Origin of the sequence: Streptomyces sp. NPDC048352, assembly GCF_040651895.1 — a bacterium.
Lineage (GTDB): Bacteria > Actinomycetota > Actinomycetes > Streptomycetales > Streptomycetaceae > Streptomyces.
In genome coordinates this window covers 64845-86840 of sequence record NZ_JBEZKZ010000026.1, presented here as the reverse complement: position 1 = coordinate 86840, position 21996 = coordinate 64845, and the positions used below count along the sequence as shown (strand labels likewise).

The 21996-nt window shown below is 72.6% G+C and carries 18 protein-coding genes and 1 tRNA gene; 11 read left to right on the top strand and 8 right to left on the bottom strand.

What is annotated here, in order from left to right; all coding sequences use genetic code 11:
• Nucleotides 1-284 precede the first annotated feature (284 nt).
• The 6 genes from eno to AB0D45_RS16330 all read left to right on the top strand — a co-directional run bounded on the left by eno (nucleotide 285) and on the right by AB0D45_RS16330 (nucleotide 7224).
• A complete protein-coding gene (eno, locus tag AB0D45_RS16355) occupies nucleotides 285-1571 on the top strand; it encodes a phosphopyruvate hydratase (RefSeq protein WP_361601251.1) in 1287 nt (428 codons plus the stop codon).
• A gap of 109 nt (nucleotides 1572-1680) precedes the next feature.
• Nucleotides 1681-2169 carry a septum formation initiator family protein gene (locus AB0D45_RS16350; RefSeq protein ID WP_361601248.1) on the top strand — a complete coding sequence of 163 codons (489 nt, stop codon included), beginning with the start codon at nucleotides 1681-1683 and terminating at the stop codon, nucleotides 2167-2169.
• Between the two features lie 43 nt (nucleotides 2170-2212).
• Complete coding sequence (locus AB0D45_RS16345) at nucleotides 2213-2755, top strand: DUF501 domain-containing protein (protein ID WP_361601246.1); 543 nt, start codon at nucleotides 2213-2215, stop codon at nucleotides 2753-2755.
• Nucleotides 2752-3693: a Ppx/GppA phosphatase family protein gene (locus AB0D45_RS16340; protein WP_362459211.1), complete on the top strand. Its 942-nt coding sequence runs from the start codon at nucleotides 2752-2754 to the stop codon at nucleotides 3691-3693. Before AB0D45_RS16345 ends, AB0D45_RS16340 begins: the two co-directional genes overlap by 4 nt.
• 553 nt (nucleotides 3694-4246) lie before the next feature.
• Nucleotides 4247-5632: an NAD(P)/FAD-dependent oxidoreductase gene (locus AB0D45_RS16335; protein WP_362459208.1), complete on the top strand. Its 1386-nt coding sequence runs from the start codon at nucleotides 4247-4249 to the stop codon at nucleotides 5630-5632.
• 227 nt (nucleotides 5633-5859) lie between these two features.
• Nucleotides 5860-7224: a cyclopropane-fatty-acyl-phospholipid synthase family protein gene (locus AB0D45_RS16330; protein ID WP_362459205.1), complete on the top strand. Its 1365-nt coding sequence runs from the start codon at nucleotides 5860-5862 to the stop codon at nucleotides 7222-7224.
• Between the two features lie 75 nt (nucleotides 7225-7299).
• On the opposite strand, the gene AB0D45_RS16325 is transcribed toward AB0D45_RS16330, so the two are convergent.
• Both AB0D45_RS16325 and AB0D45_RS16320 read right to left on the bottom strand, forming a co-directional pair.
• Entirely contained in the window at nucleotides 7300-9849 is a 2550-nt protein-coding gene (locus tag AB0D45_RS16325) for an ABC transporter permease (RefSeq protein WP_362459202.1), read from the bottom strand.
• A 92-nt stretch (nucleotides 9850-9941) separates the two neighbouring features.
• The gene (locus tag AB0D45_RS16320) at nucleotides 9942-10709 is read right to left on the bottom strand and encodes an ABC transporter ATP-binding protein (protein WP_361601295.1); all 768 of its coding nucleotides are present in this window, start codon (nucleotides 10707-10709) and stop codon (nucleotides 9942-9944) included.
• A 430-nt stretch (nucleotides 10710-11139) separates the two neighbouring features.
• On the opposite strand from AB0D45_RS16320, the gene AB0D45_RS16315 reads away from it, so the two are divergent.
• Together AB0D45_RS16315 and AB0D45_RS16310 are read left to right on the top strand one after the other, a co-directional pair.
• Nucleotides 11140-11221: transfer RNA gene (locus AB0D45_RS16315), tRNA-Leu, on the top strand.
• 136 nt (nucleotides 11222-11357) lie between these two features.
• The gene (locus AB0D45_RS16310) at nucleotides 11358-12212 is read left to right on the top strand and encodes a Bax inhibitor-1/YccA family protein (protein ID WP_361601231.1); all 855 of its coding nucleotides are present in this window, start codon (nucleotides 11358-11360) and stop codon (nucleotides 12210-12212) included.
• A gap of 95 nt (nucleotides 12213-12307) precedes the next feature.
• Here AB0D45_RS16310 and AB0D45_RS16305 read toward each other — a convergent pair whose 3' ends face one another.
• Complete coding sequence (locus tag AB0D45_RS16305) at nucleotides 12308-12538, bottom strand: DUF4287 domain-containing protein (protein ID WP_361601228.1); 231 nt, start codon at nucleotides 12536-12538, stop codon at nucleotides 12308-12310.
• Nucleotides 12539-12640: 102 nt separating this feature from the next.
• Here AB0D45_RS16305 and AB0D45_RS16300 point away from each other — a divergent pair, with 102 nt between their 5' ends.
• Nucleotides 12641-12997, top strand: coding sequence for a hypothetical protein (locus AB0D45_RS16300; RefSeq protein WP_361601225.1), 357 nt, complete (start codon nucleotides 12641-12643; stop codon nucleotides 12995-12997).
• Here the strand turns inward: AB0D45_RS16300 and AB0D45_RS16295 are convergent.
• The 3 genes from AB0D45_RS16295 to AB0D45_RS16285 all read right to left on the bottom strand — a co-directional run bounded on the left by AB0D45_RS16295 (nucleotide 12981) and on the right by AB0D45_RS16285 (nucleotide 16923).
• Nucleotides 12981-13802 (bottom strand): hypothetical protein, encoded by an 822-nt coding sequence (locus AB0D45_RS16295; RefSeq protein ID WP_361601222.1) that lies wholly within the window; start codon nucleotides 13800-13802, stop codon nucleotides 12981-12983. The genes AB0D45_RS16300 and AB0D45_RS16295 overlap by 17 nt on opposite strands.
• Nucleotides 13803-14100: 298 nt before the next feature.
• A complete protein-coding gene (locus AB0D45_RS16290; protein WP_361601219.1) occupies nucleotides 14101-15321 on the bottom strand; it encodes an acetyl-CoA C-acetyltransferase in 1221 nt (406 codons plus the stop codon).
• Between the two features lie 591 nt (nucleotides 15322-15912).
• Nucleotides 15913-16923, bottom strand: a complete 1011-nt coding sequence (locus tag AB0D45_RS16285; protein WP_361608965.1) for an SGNH/GDSL hydrolase family protein — start codon at nucleotides 16921-16923, stop codon at nucleotides 15913-15915.
• A 125-nt stretch (nucleotides 16924-17048) separates the two neighbouring features.
• Between AB0D45_RS16285 and AB0D45_RS16280 the strand changes: the two genes are divergently transcribed.
• The gene (locus tag AB0D45_RS16280) at nucleotides 17049-18431 is read left to right on the top strand and encodes a cystathionine beta-synthase (protein ID WP_361608967.1); all 1383 of its coding nucleotides are present in this window, start codon (nucleotides 17049-17051) and stop codon (nucleotides 18429-18431) included.
• 272 nt (nucleotides 18432-18703) lie between these two features.
• On the opposite strand, the gene AB0D45_RS16275 is transcribed toward AB0D45_RS16280, so the two are convergent.
• Nucleotides 18704-19066: a hypothetical protein gene (locus AB0D45_RS16275; protein ID WP_361608963.1), complete on the bottom strand. Its 363-nt coding sequence runs from the start codon at nucleotides 19064-19066 to the stop codon at nucleotides 18704-18706.
• A gap of 147 nt (nucleotides 19067-19213) precedes the next feature.
• On the opposite strand from AB0D45_RS16275, the gene AB0D45_RS16270 reads away from it, so the two are divergent.
• Complete coding sequence (locus tag AB0D45_RS16270; protein WP_361608961.1) at nucleotides 19214-20056, top strand: MurR/RpiR family transcriptional regulator; 843 nt, start codon at nucleotides 19214-19216, stop codon at nucleotides 20054-20056.
• A gap of 552 nt (nucleotides 20057-20608) precedes the next feature.
• On the opposite strand, the gene AB0D45_RS16265 is transcribed toward AB0D45_RS16270, so the two are convergent.
• Complete coding sequence (locus AB0D45_RS16265) at nucleotides 20609-21952, bottom strand: diaminopimelate decarboxylase (protein ID WP_362459196.1); 1344 nt, start codon at nucleotides 21950-21952, stop codon at nucleotides 20609-20611.
• Nucleotides 21953-21996 lie beyond the last annotated feature (44 nt).

The following is a 21996-nucleotide window of genomic DNA, read 5'->3' as shown; positions in this document are numbered from 1 at the left end:
CAGGACGTAGATCCCGCCCTTGTCGGCCATGTGGGTGGCCAGCTTCAGCCGCTGCCGCTCGCCGCCGGACAGCGTGGTGAGCGGCTGGCCGAGGGCCGTCACGGCCCCCGGAGCGTCAGGAACCAAGGGTCGTATGTCCCGGAAGACGGGTATTCGGCACCTTTTTCGTCCCAGGACCCGGGCGGTCGGGCAGCCCACTGCCCCGAGCCGGTTAGGCTCTAGTCGGCAAGGGCCGTCCCACGGCCCACCGCCACCGCACACCCAGCGTCACATCCCAGAAGGAGATGCTCGTGCCGTCCATCGACGTCGTCGTAGCCCGGGAAATCCTGGACTCCCGAGGCAACCCCACGGTCGAGGTCGAGGTGGGCCTCGACGACGGCAGCACCGGCCGTGCTGCCGTTCCGTCCGGCGCCTCCACCGGTGCCTTCGAGGCCATCGAGCTCCGTGACGGCGACCCCAGCCGTTACTTCGGCAAGGGTGTCGAGAAGGCCGTCCTCGCCGTCATCGAGCAGATCGGCCCGGAGCTCGTCGGCTACGACGCCACCGAGCAGCGCCTGATCGACCAGGCCATGTTCGACCTGGACGCCACCGACAACAAGGGCTCCCTCGGCGCCAACGCCATCCTCGGCGTGTCCCTGGCCGTCGCGCACGCCGCGTCGGAGGCCTCGGACCTGCCGCTGTTCCGCTACCTCGGCGGCCCGAACGCGCACCTGCTGCCCGTTCCGATGATGAACATCCTCAACGGTGGGTCGCACGCCGACTCCAACGTCGACATCCAGGAGTTCATGATCGCCCCGATCGGCGCGGAGTCCTTCTCCGAGGCGCTGCGCTGGGGCGCCGAGGTCTACCACACCCTCAAGAAGGTCCTGCACACCAAGGGCCTGTCCACCGGTCTGGGCGACGAGGGCGGCTTCGCCCCGAACCTGGAGTCCAACCGCGCCGCGCTCGACCTCATCATCGAGGCCATCAAGCAGGCGGGCTACACCCCGGGCAAGGACATCGCGCTCGCGCTCGACGTCGCCGCGTCCGAGTTCTACAAGGACGGCAAGTACGAGTTCGAGGGCCAGTCCCGCTCGGCCGCCGAGATGACCGACTACTACGCCGAGCTCGTCGAGGCGTACCCGCTGGTCTCCATCGAGGACCCGCTGTTCGAGGACGACTGGGCCGGCTGGAAGACCATCACCGACCGCCTGGGCTCCAAGGTCCAGATCGTCGGCGACGACCTCTTCGTCACCAACCCCGAGCGCCTGGCCCGCGGCATCGAGGAGGGCTCCGCGAACGCCCTGCTCGTGAAGGTGAACCAGATCGGTTCGCTGACCGAGACCCTCGACGCCGTCGAGATGGCCCAGCGCAACGGCTTCAAGTGCATGATGTCGCACCGCTCCGGCGAGACCGAGGACGTCACCATCGCCGACCTCGCCGTCGCCGTGAACTGCGGTCAGATCAAGACCGGCGCCCCGGCCCGCTCGGACCGCGTCGCCAAGTACAACCAGCTGCTGCGCATCGAGGAGATCCTCGACGACGCCGCCGTGTACGCGGGCCGCTCCGCCTTCCCGCGCTTCAAGGGCTGACACCCTCTTAGGGGGACACCCCTGGCTTGGCGTCCGTACGTCCCCGCACTCGGTCCCGTACCGTGTGCGGGGACGTATTGCGTAGTGCGCGCACAGGGGAGGCGGGGCCATGGCCGGGAACCGGGATCGGTTCTCCACCTTCTCGACCGCGACCCGGCTCAAGCAGCTCGGCGAGCGGACCGCGGCGCACGTCTACCGCTCGCAGTCCCGCCGGCACATCCGGCGCAGCCGGCTCACCGGCCGGGCGGCGCTGCTGGTGCTCGTCCTCTGTACGCTGGTCGTCGCCCTCGCGTACCCGATGCGCCAGTACGTCTCCCAGCGCTCGGAGATCGCGGACCAGCAGCGGGCCGCGGACACCGCGCGCAAGCGCCTCGAACAGCTCCGCGACGAGAAGGCCCGCTGGCAGGACCCCGCCTACGCGGAGCAGCAGGCGCGCAAGCACCTGCACTTCCTGCGCCCGGGGGAGATCGGCTACATCATGACCGACCCCGGGGCCGCGGCCCCGGAGCACCGCCGCGGCGGGCAGGACGGTTCCGACCGCCCCTGGTACTCCAACGTCTGGGACGGCGTCGACAAGGCCGACCGCCCCGGTGAATGACCCACCCATCACGTACGACCGAACGAAGAGACTTCCTCCAGGCATGCAGACTCCCCCGCCCCAGACCGACCGGACCGAGCCGACCGACGCGGACATCGAGGCGTTCGAGCAGCAGCTCGGCCGCCCGCCGCGCGGGCTGCGCGCCATCGCGCACCGCTGCCCCTGCGGCCGTCCGGACGTCGTGGAGACCGCACCCCGACTGCCCGACGGCACCCCGTTCCCGACGCTGTACTACCTGACGTGCCCGCGCGCGGCCTCCGCGATCGGCACGCTGGAGGCCAACGGCGTCATGAAGGAGATGCAGGCCCGGCTCGCCGAGGACCCGGAGCTCGCCGCCGCGTACCGGAAGGCGCACGAGGACTACATCCGGCGCCGCGACGCCATCGAGGTGCTCCAGGGCTTCCCGAGCGCCGGCGGCATGCCGGACCGCGTCAAGTGCCTGCACGTCCTGGTGGGCCACTCGCTGGCCGCCGGGCCCGGGGTGAACCCGTTCGGCGACGAGGCGCTGGCCATGCTGCCCGAGTGGTGGGCCAAGGGCCCCTGCGTCACCCCGTGCGGGGAGAAGAAGGCGGAGGAGTCCGCATGACCCGGGTCGCGGGCATCGACTGCGGTACGAACTCCATCCGCCTCCTCGTCGCCGACTGCGACCCGGCCACCGGGGAGCTGGTCGAGCTCGACCGCCGGATGACGATCGTCAGGCTCGGGCAGGGCGTGGACAAGACGGGACGGCTGGCTCCCGAGGCGCTGGAGCGCACCTTCGCGGCCTGCCGCGAGTACGCCGGGGTGATCAAGGAGTTCGGGGCCGAGCGGGTCCGCTTCGTGGCCACGTCGGCCTCGCGCGACGCCGAGAACCGGGACGAGTTCGTGCAGGGGGTCCTCGACGTCCTCGGCGTCGAGCCCGAGGTGATCTCCGGCGACCAGGAGGCGGAGTTCTCCTTCACCGGCGCCACCAAGGAGCTCGTCGCGCACGAGCACCTTGAACGGCCGTTCCTGGTGGTGGACATCGGCGGCGGCTCGACCGAGTTCGTCGTCGGCGAGGACCGCGTACGGGCCGCCCGCTCGGTCGACGTGGGCTGCGTCCGGATGACCGAGCGCCACCTGGTGGTGGACGGGGAGGTCACCGACCCGCCGACCGCGGCGCAGGTCGCCGCCATGCGCGCCGACATCGAGGCGGCCCTGGACCTGGCCGCGGAGACGGTCCCGCTGGGCGAGGCCCGCACCCTGGTGGGTCTCGCGGGCTCGGTGACCACGGTCGCGGCGATCGCCCTGGGTCTGGCCGAGTACGACTGGTCGGCGATTCACCACTCCCGGATCTCCTACGAGCAGGTCCGCGAGATCAGCGAGCGCATGCTCACCTCCACCCACGCCGAGCGCGCCGCCATCCCGGTGATGCACCCGGGCCGGGTCGACGTGATCGGCGCGGGCTCCCTGGTCCTGCTCGCGATCATGGAGCGCGTCGGAGCCGCCGAGGTCGTGGTCTCGGAGCACGACATCCTGGACGGCATCGCCTGGTCCGCGGCCTGACCCGCGGCACGGCACGTGTGAGGGGGCGCCCCGGTGGGGCGCCCCCTCGAGCCGTTCGAGGGCGGGGGTGCAGCGGGTGTCGTGCGGGGTGTGGCTGAACATCGGGTTCCGCCCGATGGGCGGCTGGTGGGGAGGGGGAGGGGGCCCGGTGCGGCGGCAGTGCGGGGGCAGTGCGGGGGCCTCCGGGAGGCCGGAAGTGCCCCTCTCGGAACTAGGTTCGTGAAGTTCTTCACAAGGAAAAAGGCTCAGGCAGGTCAACACGGGGGTCCTACAGGGCCTTTTCGGGGGTCGCAGGGCCGTTTCAGCACCTGTTTGTGCGATGCGCGGCCGCAACGGGTTTCGTATCAGAGGTATGGACGAAACCCAGTGGTCCAGTCCGGTTGGGGCCTTGGAGGCCAGTTCAGGACGGGTGAACAACGACTCCCGTTACCTGTTGGTTCCCGTTGCGCGCCATGACCTGGGTCACGTGGGCCGCGCAGTGTAACAGAGGCCCTGCGGCACCTTGTGAAGGGGCTCACGAGCGTCACCCCTTGGGGTGCTGGATACTCGTTCCATGAGCACCACGGAGCGTCCCAGGATCCTCGTAGTAGGAGGTGGGTACGTAGGCCTGTACGCAGCCAAGCGCATCATGAAGAAGATGCGTTACGGCGAGGCGACCGTCACGGTCGTCGACCCGCGGTCGTACATGACCTACCAGCCCTTCCTCCCCGAAGTGGCCGCAGGCAGCATCTCGCCTCGGCACGTCGTCGTCCCGCTGCGACGCGTGCTGCCCAAGGCGGAGGTTCTCACCGGCCGGGTCACCACCATCGACCAGGACCGCAAGGTCGCCGTCGTCACGCCGCTGGTCGGCGAGGCGTACGAGCTGCCCTTCGACTACCTGGTGATCGCGCTCGGCGCCGTCTCCCGCACCTTCCCGATCCCCGGCCTGGCCGAACAGGGCATCGGCATGAAGGGCGTCGAGGAGGGCATCGGCCTGCGCAACCACGTCCTCGAGCAGCTCGACAAGGCGGAGTCCACGACGGACGAGAACGTCCGCCGCAAGGCCCTCACCTTCGTCTTCGTCGGCGGCGGCTTCGCCGGTGCCGAGACGATCGGCGAGGTCGAGGACATGGCCCGCGACGCCGCGAAGTACTACACCACGATCAAGCGCGAGGACATGCGCTTCATCCTGGTGGACGCGGCCGACAAGATCCTTCCCGAGGTCGGGCCCAAGCTCGGCACCTGGGGCAAGGAGCACCTCGAGTCGCGCGGCATCGAGATCTACCTCAACACCTCCATGGACTCCTGCGTGGACGGCCACGTGGTGCTGAAGAACGGCCTCGAGGTCGACTCCAACACCATCGTGTGGACCGCGGGCGTCAAGCCGAACCCGGCGCTGGCCCGCTACGGCCTGCCGCTGGGCCCGCGCGGCCACGTGGACACCGCCCCGACCCTCCAGGTCCAGGGCAGCGACTACATCTGGGCCGCCGGCGACAACGCCCAGGTCCCGGACGTCGCCGCCCGCAAGGCCGGCGTCGAGAACGCCTGGTGCCCGCCGAACGCCCAGCACGCGCTGCGCCAGGCCAAGGTCCTCGGCGACAACGTGGTCTCCGGCATGCGGGGCTTCCCGCAGAAGGAGTACGCCCACTCCAACAAGGGTGCGGTGGCGGGCCTCGGCCTCCACAAGGGCGTCGCGATGATCGTCATGGGCAAGATGAAGATCAAGCTCAAGGGCCGACTCGCCTGGTACATGCACCGTGGCTACCACGGCATGGCCATGCCGACCTGGAACCGCAAGATCCGCGTCTTCGCCGACTGGACCCTCGGCATGTTCCTCAAGCGCGAGGTCGTCTCCCTCGGAGCGCTGGAGACCCCGCGCGAGGAGTTCTACGAGGCCGCCAAGCCGGCGCCGGCTCCGGCCGCCGCTGCCGCCCCGGCCGAGAAGGCCAAGGCCTCCTGACCCCGACCGGTCCGTAAGGTCACCCCGTACGACCCCGAAGGGGCCGCCCGCCATCCGTGGTGCGGGCGGCCCCTTCGGCGTACCCGGACAATGCCCGGCCCCGGCCCCGGGACCGAGCTGCACGGCCGGCTCGAGGCCCGGTCGAGGAGCGGTCCAGCGGGGGGAGCGCCGTGATTGCCCCGGAAGGGAAGTGGGAAGCGTTCCACGGAACTCTGGAGGTGCCTGAGATGACCGACGCCGCGCCGCGGCTGGCAGCGATTGCCGAAACCCTGCTGGGCGCCCCCGTGCCCGTACGGATACGGGCCTGGGACGGCAGCGAGGCCGGCCCCGCGACCGGCCCCGTGCTGGTGATCAACCACCGGCGCGCCCTGCGCCGGGTCCTGTGGAAGCCGGGCGAGCTGGGGCTGGCACGCGCCTGGGTGGCCGGGGAGCTGACCGTCGAGGGCGACCTCTTCGAGTTGCTGGACCGGGTGGCCGGCCTGCTCTGGGAGCGGGAGCACGCCCCCGCCCCGGTCCGTACCGGGCCGGGCGGGCTCGCCTCGTTGCGCCCGCGCCTGCCCGCCCGCGGCCCGGTCTCCGCCGGGACGGCCGCGCTCCTGCGCGACCCGGCCGCACGGGCCGCCGTACGCGAGCTCGTGGGCCTGGCGCGGCCGTGGCCCGCGCCCGCGCCGCCGCCGGAGGAGGCCGTCCGCCGCGGCGGCCCGCGGCACTCGAAGAGGCGCGACAGCGAGGCGATCAGCCACCACTACGACGTGGGCAACGAGTTCTACGAGCGGGTCCTCGGCCCCTCGATGGTGTACTCCTGCGCCTACTGGACCCCGGACGGCACCCTCGAGGACGCCCAGCGGGACAAGCTCGACCTGGTCTGCCGCAAGCTCGGCCTGAAGCCGGGGGAGCGGCTCCTGGACGTCGGCTGCGGTTGGGGCTCGATGGCCCTGCACGCGGCCCGCGAGTACGGCGTCCGGGTCACCGGCATCACCCTCTCGCGCGAGCAGGCCGCCTACGCCCGCAAGCGGATCGCCGAGGAGGGGCTGACCGACCGGGTCGACATCCGGGTGCAGGACTACCGGGACGTCAAGGACGGCCCGTACGACGCGATCTCCTCGATCGGCATGGCCGAGCACGTGGGCGCCGCGCGCTACCGCGAGTACGCCCGGATCCTGCACGCCCTGCTGGCCCCCGGCGGCCGGCTCCTCAACCACCAGATCGCCCGGCCCCCGGAGCCCCACGAGGAGGCGTACCGGGTCGACGAGTTCATCGACGCGTACGTCTTCCCCGACGGGGAGCTGTCCCCGATCGGCACCACCGTCGGAGAGCTGGAGCGGGCCGGCTTCGAGGTGCGCGACGTGGAGGCGCTGCGCGAGCACTACGCGCTGACCCTGCGGGCCTGGGTGGCGCGCCTGGAGGAGCACTGGGACGAGGCCGTCCGGCTCACCTCGCCGGGACGGGCCCGGGTGTGGCTGCTGTACATGGCGGCCTCCGCGCTCGGCTTCGAGCGGAACCGCCTGGGGGTCAACCAGGTGCTGGCGGTACGGCCCGGGGACGGAGGGGTCTCGGGGATGCCGCTGCGGGCTCGGGTCTGGGGCGGGTAGCCCCGTACGCATCGAGAGCGGGAAGGGCCCCGGGGCTTGTGCCCCGGGGCCCTTCCGTGTGCGCTGCGCGGTCCGCTACTCCGTCTTGATGGCGGTCAGCATGTTCAGCCGGGCGGCGCTGCGGGCCGGCCACATGGCGGCCAGGACGCCGACGACGGCGGCGAGCAGGAGGAAGACGCCGATCCGGTCGTAGGGCAGGACCAGTTCGTAGTTCGGCACCGCCTTCTCGACGGTGGAGCCGACGGCCCAGGCGAGGAAGACGCCGATGCCGATGCCGAGGACCGCGCCGAAGAGCGAGATGACCACGGACTCCAGGCGGATCATGTTCTTGACCCGGGCCCGGTCGAGGCCGATCGCCCGCAGCATGCCGATCTCCTGGGTCCGTTCGAAGACCGACATGGCCAGGGTGTTGACCACGCCGAGCACCGAGATGATCAGCGCCATGCCGAGCAGCCCGTACATGATGTTCAGCATCGTGTTGATCATGCCGCCCATCTCGTTGCGCATGTCCTGCTGGGTGGCGACGGTCATCGCCGGGTTCTTGCCGAGGGCGTCGATGACGGCCTGCTGGCTCGCCTTGGACTGGCCGCCGGTGGTGTTGACGTAGACCTCGCGGATGTACTGCTGGTCGGTGTGCGCGCCGAGGACCTTGTTGTCGAGGACGTACGGGGAGAGCAGGCCCTCCAGGTCCTTGTAGACGGCGCCGACCTTCAGGGTGGCCTTCTGGCCGTCCTCGAACTGGGCGGGGAGGGCGGCGCCGACGGTGAGCTTCTGCTTCTTCGCGGTGCTCTCGGCGACGGCGACCTCGCCCCGGCCGAGGCTGTCCAGGGAGCCGCTGACGACCTGGATGTTCAGCAGCTCGCCGATGGCGGCCGGGTTGACGCCGGAGGCGGCGCGGAAGGTGTCGCCGGTCTTGAAGTAGCCGTCGGCCTGCGGGGAGACCGCCTTGACGCCGGGGGCCTTGGCCAGGGTCTCGGCCACCGACTTGTCCAGGCTGCCGTTGCCGCCGGACATGGTGACCTTGTAGTCGGCCTTCAGCTTGTCGGTGCTCATCCGGTCCACGGCCCGGCCCATGGTGACGCCGAGCACGGACATGGTGGTGACGAGGGTCAGGCCGATCGCCAGGGAGGCGGCGGTGACGGCGGTGCGGCGCGGGTTGCGCACGGCGTTCTGCGCGGCGAGCTTGCCGGGGACGCCGAAGACCTTCTGGAGCAGCGGGCGGACGGCGGCGATGACCGGCTGGGAGAGCAGCGGCAGCAGCACGATCATGCCGATGAGCATCAGGGCGGCGCCGGCGCCGATGACCATGCGGCCGTCCCCGCCCATGGAGACGCCGAGGAAGACGACGCCGATGCCCGCGAGGCTGATCACGGAGCCGAGGACGTTGCGCACCAGGAGGGACTTGGCGGAGGCCGGCAGGTGGGCGCTGCCCATGGCGGCGACCGGGGCGATCCGGCCGGTGCGCCAGGCGGGCAGCAGGGCGGCGAGGGTGGTGACGAGGACGCCGATGACCAGGGCCGCGACGATCGTGGCCGGGGCGACGACCAGGTCCCCGGCGGGGATCTTGGCGCCGATGGAGTCCATCACCGAGCGCATGCCGACCGCGAGGCCGACGCCGCCGGCCAGGCCGATGACGGCCGAGAGGGCGCCGACGACCAGGGCCTCGGCGAGCACCGAGCGGATGACCTGGCCGCGGTTGGCGCCGACGGCGCGCAGCAGGGCCAGCTCCTTGGTGCGCTGGGCGACCAGCATGGTGAAGGTGTTGTAGATCAGGAAGACGCCGACGAAGAGGGAGATGCCGGCGAAGGCGAGCAGCATGGTGCTCATGCTGCTCATCCCCTTCTCGATGTCCTTGGCCTGCTCGGCGGCGAGTGCGGCGCCGGTCTGGGCCTTGGTGGTCTTGCCGTCGACCAGCGGCTTGATGTCGGAGAGCAGCTGGTCGGCGGAGGTGCCGGGGGCGGCGGCGACCGACAGCTCGTCGTAGAAGCCGGGCTGGAGGTAGAGCTCCTGGGCGACCTTGGTGTCGAACAGGACGAGGCTGCCGCCGGCGTTGACGGCGCCGTCCTCGGTGGTGAAGACGCCGGCGAGGGTGAACTCGCGGACCGGGCCGTTGGTGGCGACGCGGACCTTGTCGCCGACGTGGTAGCCGCCCTTGACGGCGGTCTCCCGGTCGAGGGCGATCTGGTCGTCCCTGACCGGGCCGGTGCCGTCGGTGTAGGCGTAGCGGGGGTCCTTGCCGTCCTTGCCGGGGGCGTGGTTGGAGCCCTTGTTGGCCCAGCCGGAACCGATCAGCTTGCCGTTCTCGTCGCCGACGCCGGCGAAGCCGGAGACGCGGCCGGAGACCGAGCCGACGCCCTTGACGGCCTTCACCTTGTCCAGGGTCTGCTGGCTGATGCCGGGGTCGCCCTCCTTCCGGCCGTCCTCGGCGCGGGCCTGGCCGTAGGAGGTGACGGAGACGGCGACGCCGCTGTAGCTCTTGGCGGACTGGCCGGAGAGGGCCTTGCTGAGGGTGTCGGTGAAGACGAGGGTGCCGGAGACGAAGGCGACGCCGAGGGTGACGGCGAGCACCGTCATCAGCAGCCGGGCCTTGTGCGCGAGGACGTTGCGCAGGGCGGTACGGAACATGGGGATATCGGTCCTGGGGCTGGAGGTCGGTGAGGAGGGCTGCGGGAGCTCCGCGGAGCGGGCGGTCCGGCTCGGGGCGGTCCGGCTCCGGGTCAGCTGGTGCGGCCCTTGGCGTCGAAGGCCTTCATCCGGTCGAGCACGCCGTCGGCGGTGGGCCCGTACATCTCGTCGACGATGCGGCCGTCGGCGAGGAAGATGACGCGGTCCGCGTACGAGGCGGCGACCGCGTCGTGGGTGACCATCACGACGGTCTGGCCGAGCTCGCGCACCGAGTTGCGCAGGAAGCCGAGGACCTCGGCGCCGGAGCGGGAGTCGAGGTTTCCGGTGGGCTCGTCACCGAAGATGATCTCGGGGCGGGCGGCCAGGGCGCGGGCCACGGCCACGCGCTGCTGCTGGCCGCCGGAGAGCTGCGTGGGGCGGTGGGAGAGGCGGCCGGAGAGGCCGACCATGTCCACGACGGTGTCCAGCCACTGCTTGTCGGCCTTGCGGCCGGCGATGTCCATGGGGAGGGTGATGTTCTCCAGGGCGGTCAGGGTCGGCAGCAGGTTGAAGGCCTGGAAGATGAAGCCGATCTTGTCCCGGCGCAGCTGCGTCAGCTGCTTGTCCTTCAGGGAGCCCAGCTCGGTGTCGCCGATGCGGACGGAGCCGGAGGAGAAGGTGTCGAGTCCGGCCACGCAGTGCATCAGCGTGGACTTGCCGGAGCCGGAGGGGCCCATGATCGCGGTGAACTGGCCCTGGGCGAAGTCGACGGAGACGTTGTCCAGCGCGACCACCTGGGTCTCGCCCTGGCCGTACACCTTGGAGAGCTGCGTGGCGCGGGCGGCCACGGCCTGTGCGGTGCGCTGCTGGGCGTAGTTCATGGCGGTCACGGGGGGACTCCTGTCGAACGGGTGCTGCGGTGGGGCGGGACCCTTCCATCCTCACCGGCGGCACCCCCGCCGGGGATCAGCCGAGGTGCCCGTTCGACGGCCCACTGGAGTCTGACCGGAGGCGGCCGGGCCTCCTCCTTTGGTATGACAGAGGGGGCGGCGACGGGGCCCGCGCGGGGGGCCGTCCGGGGGGTGGCCCGGGGTGGCGGACGGGGTGGCGGGGGGCAGCGGAATCAGGTCAATCCCGGGGCGGGGCGGAGCATCCTCCGGAACAGTGCCGACCGTGACTTATCGGGTCTGACGCCCCCTCAATCGCCAATAAAATCAGACAACATCGGATAGAGGGCCCTCGGTCGGCCGAGGTGTTCCGGATAGGCTCATCACTGCGTTCAAGGCTTTTCCACGGGGCCCGCCGCGCCTTGCCCGGATGGTGGAATGCAGACACGGCGAGCTTAAACCTCGCTGGCCCTCGGGTCGTGCCGGTTCAAGTCCGGCTCCGGGCACTTCAGCGGCTCTTCGGTTTATCCTCAGCGGTTCGCCGCGCCTTCTCCTAAGATCCTCCTCCAGCAGTAGGGTGCTTTCTTTGCGAGCGCATTACTCTTGAAGCAAGGCTGCGCACGGTGGCCATGGAGGAGTGAGATGAGGAGCAGTAACCCGGTCTTCTCGCGACGGGGGTTCAGCCGCGACAACGGCGGCTACGCGGGCTTCGAGGCGCAGCACGCGCAGGCCGGGACCGCGACCAACCCGTACGCGACGAATCCTTACGCCACCGACCCGGCCACCGGCATGCCGGCGGCGCCGGTCCGTGGCAACGCGATGACCATCGACGACGTCGTGACCCGTACGGCCATGACGCTCGGCACCCTGATCGTCACCGCGACCATCGCCTGGCTCGCCCTGCCCGTCGACCCGGCGAACGTCGGCAAGTCGTACGGCGTCGCCGTCGGCTCGGCGCTCGTCGCGTTCGTGCTCGCCATGGTCCAGAGCTTCAAGCGCAAGCCGACGCCGGCGCTGATCCTGGGCTACGCGGCGTTCGAGGGTGTCTTCCTCGGCGTCATCAGCATGGTGACCAGCACCTACATCAGCCCCGGCGTGGTCGTCCAGGCCGTGCTCGGCACGATGTGCGTCTTCGCCGCGGTGCTCGTGGCGTACAAGATGCGCTGGATCCGCGTCACCCGCCGCTTCACCGGCTTCGTGATGGCCGCGGCCCTCGGCTTCGTCCTGCTCATGCTGGCGAACTCGCTGTTCATGCTGTTCGGCGGCGGTGACGGTCTCGGCTTCCGCAGCGGCCCGCTCGGCATCGTCTTCGGCATCGTCGGCGTCATCCTCGGCGCCTGCTTCCTCGCCATGGACTTCAAGCAGGTCGAGGACGGCGTGGCGTACGGCGCCCCGCGCGAGGAGGCCTGGCTGGCGGCCTTCGGCCTCACGCTGACCCTGGTGTGGATCTACCTGGAGCTGCTGCGCCTGTTCCAGATCCTCTCCGGCGACGACTAGCCGTACCGGCAGAGCAAGGGAAGGCCCCGCGAGCGGACCGCTCGCGGGGCCTTCCCGCGTCCTGGGCCCGTCCGGGGAGGGGGACCGGGGAACTCTCAGCCGAACCTGCGGGCGGCTCTGCGCAGGCCGTGCTCGTGGATGATCGCCTTGGCCTGGCCGTACGACAGGTCGTGCGCGCCGAGCAGCCAGCTGACCTTCTCCTCGAAGCGGACGAGGGAGGGGCCCTCGTCGACGGTCCGGAGCCAGTCGGAGATCTCACGACCGGTGGTCTGGGGGATTCTGTCGATCATGTTGCGGTGGGTCTGCTCGGAGAACTCTACGGACATGGGCGCCTCCGGGGGGTGTCGCCGTGCTGTTCCCTTCACGTCACCGTGCCGCAGAGTCAGCCCGTTGGCAATGGCGCCGGGGCGGCGCGTAAGGTCGGCCGGGTGCTCGATACCTCACCCCTGAACGCCGCCGTGGAGCGCTTCGCCGACCGGCTGCGGGCCGCCCCGCAGAGCCGGCTCCAGCGGGGCGCCGCCGCGGAGGCCCTCCAGCTGGCCCGGGAGCTCGCGCTGCGGGCACAGCGGCTGGAGGACCCGCACGGGGCGGCTCCGGCGCGCGTGATGCCGGACGCGGGCCTCTTCGTCGTCGGGGACCAGGTGGCGGTGGCCGGCCTGGACCTCGCCGAAGCGCTGCGCGCCGCGGCGGCGGACCGGGACGCGGACGGCGCGAAGGCCCCGTCCGAGATGCTGGACGAGGCCGTGGCGCTGGTGGAGCAGGCCGAGATCAGAGCGATGCGATGACGCGGTCCGCGAGGATGTAGACGTTGCTGTCGGGGTCCTCGGCGTCGCCGCAGGAGAACGTCAGCGCGTAGGCGCCGGAGATGCCCGACCCGCCCAGCAGGACCGGGGCGGTCCCCGAGCGCAGGGCCTCCGCGAGGCGCTCCGCCGTCTCCCGGTGGCCCGGGGTCATGCACAGCGTGGTGCCGTCGGTGAAGACGTACACGTCGAGGGTGCCCAGGGGGCCGGGCCGGACGTCCGCGAGGGCCGTACGGGCCTCCGCGAGCTCCTCCAGGCGGCTGACGGTGCGCTCGTGGTCGGCGCCGGGGTTCGGCTGGACCGGGACGAAGTCGGGGTGCGAGGGGTGGCGGCGGCGGGCCGCGGCGAGCTCGGCGGAATCCTCGGCGTACTCCTGGTACTCGTCGGCGAGGTCGTCGCCCAGGACCGGCTCCAGGCCGACCAGGTCCGCCTGCCGGGGCAGGAAGACCGGGCTGTCCTCACCGAGGCCGGGCAGGCCGCCCAGCAGCGAAGGAGCGTCGGCGGCGTCGCGGGCCTCCTGCGCGGCCCAGAAGGCCCGCGCTTCGGCCAGCTCGCGCTCGCGCTCCTCGGCGAGGGCCTCGGCCACGGCGGCTCGTATCTCGGCGGCGGGGGATGCCGCCGCGCTGCGGGCGTGCGGAACGGTCGCGGCGCGCGGGTGGGCCGACACCGCCAGCTCACCGCGCAGGGCGGTGACCTGCTTGCGCAGTCCGTGGACGGCGTGCAGCGCAGCAGCGCCCACGGCCGTGGCAGCGGCCGTGGTCAGCAGCAGGGCAAGAGACATGGCGCTCACTGACTAACTCCTGGTTGATTCGATCCCCCGACTTCCTACATCAGCTTGTCCCGTGCTGTGAATGGCGTGCAGTGCATTACGTCATGAATTGGACAGGTCTTTCGTCCTTGCGGACCAAGGGGGAAAGCTTCTGACCTGGGCAAATGCCGCTCCCCCAGGACAAAGGTCACATCCTGGGGGAGATTCGGTCACAGGTCGGCCGCGACGGGATTGGAAACCGCCGTCAGGAGAGCGTACGGATCTCGAGGATCCCTTGCGGGGACTGGGGGCCCCGCTCGATTCGCCGGGCCGTTCGCCGCTACGACAGGCGCTCGATCACCATGGCCATGCCCTGGCCGCCGCCGACGCACATCGTCTCCAGGCCGAACTGCTTGTCGTGGAACTGGAGGCTGTTGATCAGGGTGCCGGTGATACGGGCACCGGTCATCCCGAACGGGTGACCGACGGCGATGGCCCCGCCGTTGACGTTCAGCTTGTCGAGCGGGATCTCCAGGTCGCGGTAGGACGGGATGACCTGGGCGGCGAAGGCCTCGTTGATCTCGAACAGGTCGATGTCGCCGACGGTCAGGCCGGCCCGCTTCAGCGCCTGCTTGGAGGCCTCGACCGGGCCGAGGCCCATGATCTCGGGGGAGAGGGCGGTGACGCCGGTGGACACGATCCGGGCGAGCGGGGTCAGGCCCAGCTCGCGCGCCTTGGTGTCGCTCATGATGACGAGCGCGGCCGCGCCGTCGTTCAGCGGGCAGCAGTTGCCGGCCGTGACCAGGCCGTCGGGGCGGAAGACGGGCTTGAGGCCCTCCACGCCCTCCAGGGTGACCCCGGCGCGCGGGCCGTCGTCCTGGCTGACCACCGTGCCGTCCGGGGTGGTGACCGGGGTGATCTCGCGCTCCCAGAAGCCGTTCTTGATGGCGGCCTCGGCGAGGTTCTGCGAGCGGACGCCGAACTCGTCCATGTCCCGGCGGGTCACGCCCTTGAGGCGGGCCAGGTTCTCGGCGGTCTGCCCCATGGAGATGTAGGCGTCGGGGATCAGGCCGTCCTCGCGCGGGTCGTGCCAGTCGCTGCCCTCGCTCGCGGCGACGGCGGCGGTCCGGGCCTCGGCGTCCGCGAAGAGCGGGTTGTGGGTGTCCGGCAGGCCGTCCGAGGAGCCCTTGGCGAACCGGGACACCGTCTCGACGCCCGCGGAGATGAAGACGTCGCCCTCGCCGGCCTTGATGGCGTGCAGCGCCATGCGGGAGGTCTGGAGGGAGGAGGAGCAGTAACGGGTGATCGTGGTGCCGGGCAGGTAGTCCATGCCCATCTGCACCGCGACGATGCGGGCCAGGTTGTGGCCCTGCTCCCCGCCGGGGAGGCCGCAGCCGAGCATCAGGTCGTCGATGTCGCGCGGGTCCAGGGAGGGGATCTTGGCGAGGGCGGCCTGGATGATGGTGGCGGTCAGGTCGTCCGGGCGGACGTCCTTGAGCGAACCCTTGCCGGCGCGCCCGATGGGGGAGCGGGCGGTGGAAACGATGACGGCTTCGGGCATCGGGACTCCAAGGGGGTGCGTCGTTGCGGGACCGCATGCGAAGTTACCGCCCCGTACGGTCGAGGTCACCGGGGTCGGTGTGTGATGCCGCACTCCTTTTTAACGCACCGCCCGCCCGGCGCGGTGCCGCGAGCGCGTGCCGCTGCTGGGGCGGGGCCGTCGGGTGCGGGTGGCGGACCGCTGCGCGGTGCCCGTGCCCCTCCCCACCCTTCGCCCGTTCCCCGGAGCTGCGCCCCGGACCCCCCGGGGCTGCGCCCCGGACCCTGGGCTGCGCCCCGGACCCTGGGCTGCGCCCCGGACCCCCTCGGGGCTGCGCCCCGGCCCCTGGGCTGCGCCCCGGACCCCCTCGGGGCTGCGCCCCGGACCCCCTCGGGGCTGCGCCCCGGGCCCCGTCGGGGCTGCGCCCCGGGCCCCGTCGGGGCTGCGCCCCGGGCCCCCCGGGGCTGCGCCCGGCGTTCCGGGGCCACGGAGCCCGCCTGCGGCTGGCCTCGGGCCCCTGCCGGGCTGCACCCCGTGCCTCTGCGCGGCTGCGTCGGGCCCCTGCGGGGTGGGCCCGAGGGTGGGTTGTCCCGCCGCGCGGTACACCGAGGGTTACGCGGATTCCTCCGCCGGGGCCGGGGACGGGGTTTCGGCCTCCGGGAGGCGACGGCGGCGGCGGTGCTTGAGCAGGGCCCACGGGCCGCGGGCCGGCGTGACCTCCGTACCCGGTTCCCCCGCGGCCGCCGACGCCGCCTTCGCCACCAGCAGCATGTCCTCGTCCCGCGAGACGTCCAGCCGGTCCGACCCCGGCCACAGCCCCAGCGCCGCGCACAGCGTCGGCAGCACGGCCATCGCGGCCGTCGCGTACCCCTCCGCCGAGGGGTGGTAGGAGTCCGGGCCGAACATCTCGCGCGGGTTCGCCGCGAACTCCGGGCCCAGCAGGTCCCCCATCGAGATCGTGCGGGCCCCCAGCGCGACCACGCCGATGGTCTGCGCCGCCGCCAGCTGCCGTGACACCCGGCGGGCCATCCACCGCAGCGGCTGGTACACCGGCTCGATCGTGCCCAGGTCGGGGCAGGTGCCGACGACCACCTCGGAGCCCGCGAGCCGCAGCCTGCGTACGGCCGCCGTCAGCAGGCGCACCGACTGCGTGAGCGGCATCCGCCGGGTCACGTCGTTCGCGCCGATGATGATCACGCAGACGTCCGGCGGCGGCGCGTTCCCCTCCAGCAGCAGGCTCACCTGACGGTCGAGGTCGTCCGACATGGCCCCTGACAGCGCCACGTTGCGCAGCTCCACCGGCCGCTCGGCCACCGCCGCCAGCCCGGACGCCAGCAGCGCGGCCGGCGTCTGGCGGGCCCGCCGTACGCCCAGCCCGGCCGCCGTGGAGTCGCCCAGCATGCCCATGCGCAGCGGCCCCGGGCTCAGCTCCGGCCCGCTGAACTCGCTCCCGTAGAGGCCGTCGGCGCGCGGCGGATCGCCCAGCCCGGTGCCCACCGTGCGCTTCGCGAACTGCACCTCCGCCAGCACCAGCCCGAAGGCGGCGACCCCGACCAGCCCGAGTCCGCCACCGCCGTACGCCGCCCCCGCCGCGATCCGGCGGGCCGTCCTCGCCCTGGACACCCTTCGAGCCACCTCCTCCGTCGTGTTGACCTACCTGCCCCGTAGTGCCGGTCGGCCAATCCCTTTCCGCATACTCTGGCCGGACCTCCCGGAGAACCCGTGGAGTCCCCTTCCTGGAGAACATGGTGCAATTCCACGACTCGATGATCAGCCTCGTCGGCAACACCCCGCTGGTGAAGCTCAACCGCGTGACCGAAGGCCTGCAGGCCACCGTGCTTGCCAAGGTCGAGTACTTCAATCCCGGCGGATCCGTGAAGGACCGGATCGCCGTACGGATGATCGAGGCCGCCGAGCAGAGCGGTGCCCTCAAGCCCGGTGGCACCATCGTGGAGCCCACCAGTGGCAACACCGGCGTCGGACTCGCCATCGTGGCCCAGCAGAAGGGCTACAAGTGCATCTTCGTGTGCCCTGACAAGGTGTCCCTCGACAAGATCAACGTGCTGCGCGCGTACGGCGCCGAGGTCGTGGTCTGCCCGACCGCCGTCGACCCCGAGCACCCGGACTCGTACTACAACGTCTCCGACCGCCTCGTGCGCGAGACCCCGGGCGCCTGGAAGCCGGACCAGTACAGCAACCCGAACAACCCCCGTTCGCACTACGAGACCACCGGTCCCGAGCTGTGGGAGCAGACGGACGGGAAGATCACGCACTTCGTGGCGGGCGTCGGCACCGGCGGCACGATCTCCGGCACCGGCAACTACCTGAAGGAGGTCAGCGGCGGGAAGGTCAAGGTCATCGGCGCCGACCCGGAGGGTTCGGTCTACTCCGGCGGCAGCGGCCGGCCGTACCTGGTCGAGGGCGTCGGCGAGGACTTCTGGCCGACCGCCTACGACCCGGACGTCACCGACGAGATCATCGCGGTGTCCGACAAGGACTCCTTCCAGATGACCCGCCGCCTGGCGAAGGAGGAGGGCCTGCTGGTCGGCGGTTCCTGCGGCATGGCGGTCGTCGCCGCGCTGCGCGCCGCCGAGGGGCTGGGCCCGGACGACGTGGTCGTCGTCCTGCTGCCGGACAGCGGCCGCGGCTACATGAGCAAGATCTTCAGTGATGAGTGGATGGCCGGCCACGGCTTCCTGGAGGAGGCCGGCCCGGCCGCCCGCATCGGTGACGTCCTCGCGGACAAGGAGGGCGGCATCCCGTCGCTCGTCCACATGCACCCGGAGGAGACCGTCGGCCAGGCCATCGAGGTGCTGCGCGAGTACGGCGTGTCGCAGATGCCGATCGTCAAGCCGGGCGCCGGCCACCCGGACGTGATGGCGGCGGAGGTCATCGGCTCGGTCGTGGAGAAGGAGCTCCTCGCGGCGCTGTTCGCGCAGCGGGCCTCGCTCGGCGATCCGCTGGAGAAGCACATGAGCGCGCCGCTGCCGCAGGTCGGCTCCGGTGAGCCGGTGTCCGAGCTGATGGCGGTGCTGGGCGAGGCCGACGCGGCGATCGTGCTGGTCGAGGGCAAGCCGACCGGTGTGGTGAGCCGCCAGGACCTGCTGGCATTCCTGGCCAAGACGGCCTAGCCGCGGGAGGCGGGGGCCGCCGCACCCCCGGCGGGCCGGGGGGCGGGACGACGGCGGTCCCCGCCCGGGACACGGGCCGACGGGCCGTCCGCGTCCGTGCGCCGGCGCGCTCCGGGAGCCGCTCCGGGGGTGCGCAGGCGCCGTACGGCGTCGGCCGGGGGTCCGGGTCTCCGGGCTTCCCGCGCCGACGTCCCCTACTGTGCCGCGGCCGTGTTAAGCCCGTGCTGCGCCCGCGTGTCGCCCCCGTACCGTTCGGGCGACGGGCGTCCGCCTCAGCCCAGGGGGTCGTGCGCGGGACGGCGCAGGCGGGCCGTGTGGGCGAGGTTCACGCCCAGGACGCCCGCCCAGGCCACCAGCAGGCCGCCGATGCCCGCCTGGGCGGCGCCGATCGCCGACAGGGGGATCGCGAGGACCAGGGTCACCACGGCGAAGCCGAAGCGCTCCCCGAAGGCGGCCACGGCGGCCGTGCCCCCGTCCCCGTCGCGCGCCGTGCGCAGCCGCTCCTCGGCGAGCCTGCGCCGCACCTGGGTGTCGACCTTGTCCACGAAGGAGTCCACGAGCGCGGCCTCGTACTCGGGCCCGAGCTCCCGCCGGGCCTCCAGCGTGGCGGCGAGTTCCTTCTTGAGCTCTGTCATGCGGCCACCGTAGGAACCGGCCGGACGGCCCGCACTGGGGGTAGCCCCCGTATCCGGATCGCGGTCACGGCTTGCCCCGCTGCATAGACACATGCAGAGTGCACGGTGACTGAATATCTGACCGGGGACGGGACGGAGGGGACGGCGATGAACGACAGCCCGGCCGCACGGCTGCAGCAGCTGTTCGAGGGACACCGGCTGACGCCGACCCAGCGGCGGATCGCGCACTGCATGGTGCGCGGCGCGGCGGAGGTGCCGTTCCTGTCCAGTGTGGAACTGGCCGAGCTGGCCGGGGTGAGCCAGCCGTCGGTGACCCGCTTCGCCGTGGCGCTCGGTTTCGACGGGTACCCGGCGCTGCGCCGGCACCTGCGCGAGGTGGCTCCGGCGGGGCGGCCGGAGCCGGCGCGGGGGGACGCGTACAACGAGTACCAGCAGGCCGTCCAGGGCGAGATCGAGAACCTCCAGCGGCTGGCGGTGATGCTCGCGGACCCGGCGCCGGTCGAGGAGGCGGGGCGGCTGCTGGCGGCCTCGGCCCCGCTGCCGGTGCTGGGGCTGCGGGCGGCGTCCTCGCAGGCGCGCGGGTTCGCGTACTTCGCCGCGAAGGTGCATCCGGACGTGCGGCTCCTCGACGAGGGCGGCTCCATGCTGGCCGACCGGATCGACGCGGCGGCCGCCGCGGGGGCGTCGGCGCTGCTGTGCTTCGCCCTGCCCCGGCACCCGCGCGAGGTGGTGGAGGCGCTGGACCACGCGCGGGCGGCCGGGCTGACGGCGGTGACGGTCGCCGACTCGGCGTTCGCGCCCGTCGCCCGGCACTCGGACCTGCTGATCCCGGCGCCGGTGGGCACCGGGCTGGCCTTCGACACGGCGTGCGCGCCGATGCTGCTGGGGCGGGTGCTGCTGGAGGCGATGGCGGACGCGCTGCCGGACGCGCAGGCGCGCCTGGAGGACTTCGACGCGCGGGCCGCTGCGCGGGGGCTGTTCGTGGAGTAGGCCGCCCATGCCCTGCCGGGCGGGGCGGGGGACCGTGCCGTGCCGGGCCGTGCCGTGCCGTGCGGTGGCGGGCCGTGCCGTGCCGGGCGGGTGTGGGGGCACCGCTGCGGGTGCGGGGTGGCCGTCGTGCGGTGCGTGCCGGGGCCGCTGCGCGGGGGTGGGTCCCCTACCCGCCCTTCGCCCGTTCCCCGGGCTGCGCCCGGACCCCTGGGGGCTCCGCCCCCAGACCCCCGCGCCTCAAACGCCGGCGGGGCTGGATTTCGCCGGGCGTTCGAGTGCTCCGGGCGCGGAGCACGCGGTAGCGGGGGCAGGGGCGTAGCCCCAGGGTTCCGGGGCGCAGCCCCGACGGGGGCCGGGGCGCAGCTCCGGGGAATGGGCGAAGGGTGGGGAGGGGCGAGGCGGCGTGCGGCGGTCCGCCGCCCGGAGCTGGCGGCCCCGCCCCCGGTCCGCGGCCGGAGGCAGCCGCAGCGGTAGGCCCGTACCCCGGCCGGCCAGGCCTACCGCAGGGCGCGTCGCGGAAGTCGCCGCCCGCCTCACCCCGGCCGGCCAGGCCTACCGCAGGGCGTCGCGGAAGTCGCCGCCCGCCTCCGTGACGATCTCCGGCAGGGACTGCGCCGGGCGGGCCAGGGCGAAGCGGATCCCGCCGGGCGGGCCGTCGTCCGTGAAGCCGTGGACCGCCGGGCGGGGGAGGCTGTTGTAGCCGTAGTGGGCCGTGAAGAAGTACGCGCCCGTGTCCGGGACGGCGATCACGTCGCCCGGCGAGAGCTCCGGCAGCTCCCGGGCGGCGGCCAGCAGGTCCCCGGCGAAGCAGGCGGGCCCCGCGACGTCCTGCGCCACCGGCACACCGGTGCTCGGGGCGCCCTCGGCGTCGTACGCCAGGATCCGCAGCGGCCAGGCCGCCGGGGCGTACACGGTACGGGTGGCCACCTGGACCCCGGCGTGGGTCAGCGCGATGGGCCGTCCGCCGGTCACCTTCGTGTACTCGACCCGGGCCAGCACCAGCCCGTGCTTGGCCAGCAGGGACCGCCCGAACTCGGTGACCAGCCCGTACGAGCCGTCGAAGAGGGCCGGCACGCCCTCGCGCAGGGCGGCCGCGTACGCGTCCCAGCCCGGGGCGTGCTCGTCCGAGGCGAAGTTCACCGGCAGTCCGCCGCCGATGTCGAGGGTGTCGACCCGCCGCTCCCCGGCCGCCGCGTTGATCTCCTCGGCCAGCGCGTGCAGCTCCCGCACCCCCTCGGCGATCAGCGACAGCGGCACGCCCTGCGAGCCCGAGTGGACGTGCAGCCGGGTCAGCCACGGCCGCTCCACGAAGGCCCGTACGAGCCGCTCGCGCGCCCCCGGGTCCCGCAGCGGGAAGCCGAACTTGGAGACGGCGGTGGCCGTGGACAGGGCGTCGATGGTCCCGGCGCCCGTCTGCGGGTTGATCCGCACCCCGAGCGGGGAGCGGGTGGGGCCCGCCGCCACCAGGGCGTCCAGGCGCTCCAGCTCCTGCCCGTTGTCGGCGTTGACGGCGATCCCCAGGGCCAGCGCCCCGCGCAGCTCGGCGGCCGTCTTCGCGGGGGAGTCCAGTACCGTCCACTCCGCCGGGACCCCCGCCGCCCGGGCCAGGGCCAGCTCCCCGGGGCTGGCCACCTCGCAGCCGATCCCGGCGTCCGCGAGCAGCCGCAGGACGGGGACCAGCGGGGCGGCCTTCACCGCGAAGGTGTGCAGGACGGGCGTGCCGGGCGCCACCGCGGCCGCGAACGCGCCGGTCAGGGCGGCGGCGGAGGCGCGGATACCGGCCACGTCCAGCAGGCAGACCACCGGCTCGGAGTCCAGCAGCCCCTGCTCCACGGCGGCCCGTACGGCCCGGTCACGGCGCTCGGCGGCGCCCTGCGTGTGCGTCTCGGCGGCCATGTCGGCCATCCCATCATCAGGACGTCTGCGCCGCAGCTGTTGAC

Bases quoted from the DNA above. Each gene is read 5' to 3' on its own strand.
- AB0D45_RS16270 (WP_361608961.1), top strand. From the start codon at position 19,214: ATGAACGACAGCCCGGCCGCACGGCTGCAGCAGCTGTTCGAGGGACAC.
- AB0D45_RS16290 (WP_361601219.1), bottom strand. From the start codon at position 15,321: ATGCCCGAAGCCGTCATCGTTTCCACCGCCCGCTCCCCCATCGGGCGC.
- AB0D45_RS16345 (WP_361601246.1), top strand. From the start codon at position 2,213: ATGCAGACTCCCCCGCCCCAGACCGACCGGACCGAGCCGACCGACGCG.
- AB0D45_RS16340 (WP_362459211.1), top strand. From the start codon at position 2,752: ATGACCCGGGTCGCGGGCATCGACTGCGGTACGAACTCCATCCGCCTC.
- eno (WP_361601251.1), top strand. From the start codon at position 285: ATGCTCGTGCCGTCCATCGACGTCGTCGTAGCCCGGGAAATCCTGGAC.
- AB0D45_RS16275 (WP_361608963.1), bottom strand. From the start codon at position 19,066: ATGACAGAGCTCAAGAAGGAACTCGCCGCCACGCTGGAGGCCCGGCGG.
- AB0D45_RS16310 (WP_361601231.1), top strand. From the start codon at position 11,358: ATGAGGAGCAGTAACCCGGTCTTCTCGCGACGGGGGTTCAGCCGCGAC.
- AB0D45_RS16330 (WP_362459205.1), top strand. From the start codon at position 5,860: ATGACCGACGCCGCGCCGCGGCTGGCAGCGATTGCCGAAACCCTGCTG.
- AB0D45_RS16350 (WP_361601248.1), top strand. From the start codon at position 1,681: ATGGCCGGGAACCGGGATCGGTTCTCCACCTTCTCGACCGCGACCCGG.
- AB0D45_RS16320 (WP_361601295.1), bottom strand. From the start codon at position 10,709: ATGAACTACGCCCAGCAGCGCACCGCACAGGCCGTGGCCGCCCGCGCC.
- AB0D45_RS16305 (WP_361601228.1), bottom strand. From the start codon at position 12,538: ATGTCCGTAGAGTTCTCCGAGCAGACCCACCGCAACATGATCGACAGA.
- AB0D45_RS16335 (WP_362459208.1), top strand. From the start codon at position 4,247: ATGAGCACCACGGAGCGTCCCAGGATCCTCGTAGTAGGAGGTGGGTAC.
- AB0D45_RS16265 (WP_362459196.1), bottom strand. From the start codon at position 21,952: ATGGCCGCCGAGACGCACACGCAGGGCGCCGCCGAGCGCCGTGACCGG.
- AB0D45_RS16325 (WP_362459202.1), bottom strand. From the start codon at position 9,849: ATGTTCCGTACCGCCCTGCGCAACGTCCTCGCGCACAAGGCCCGGCTG.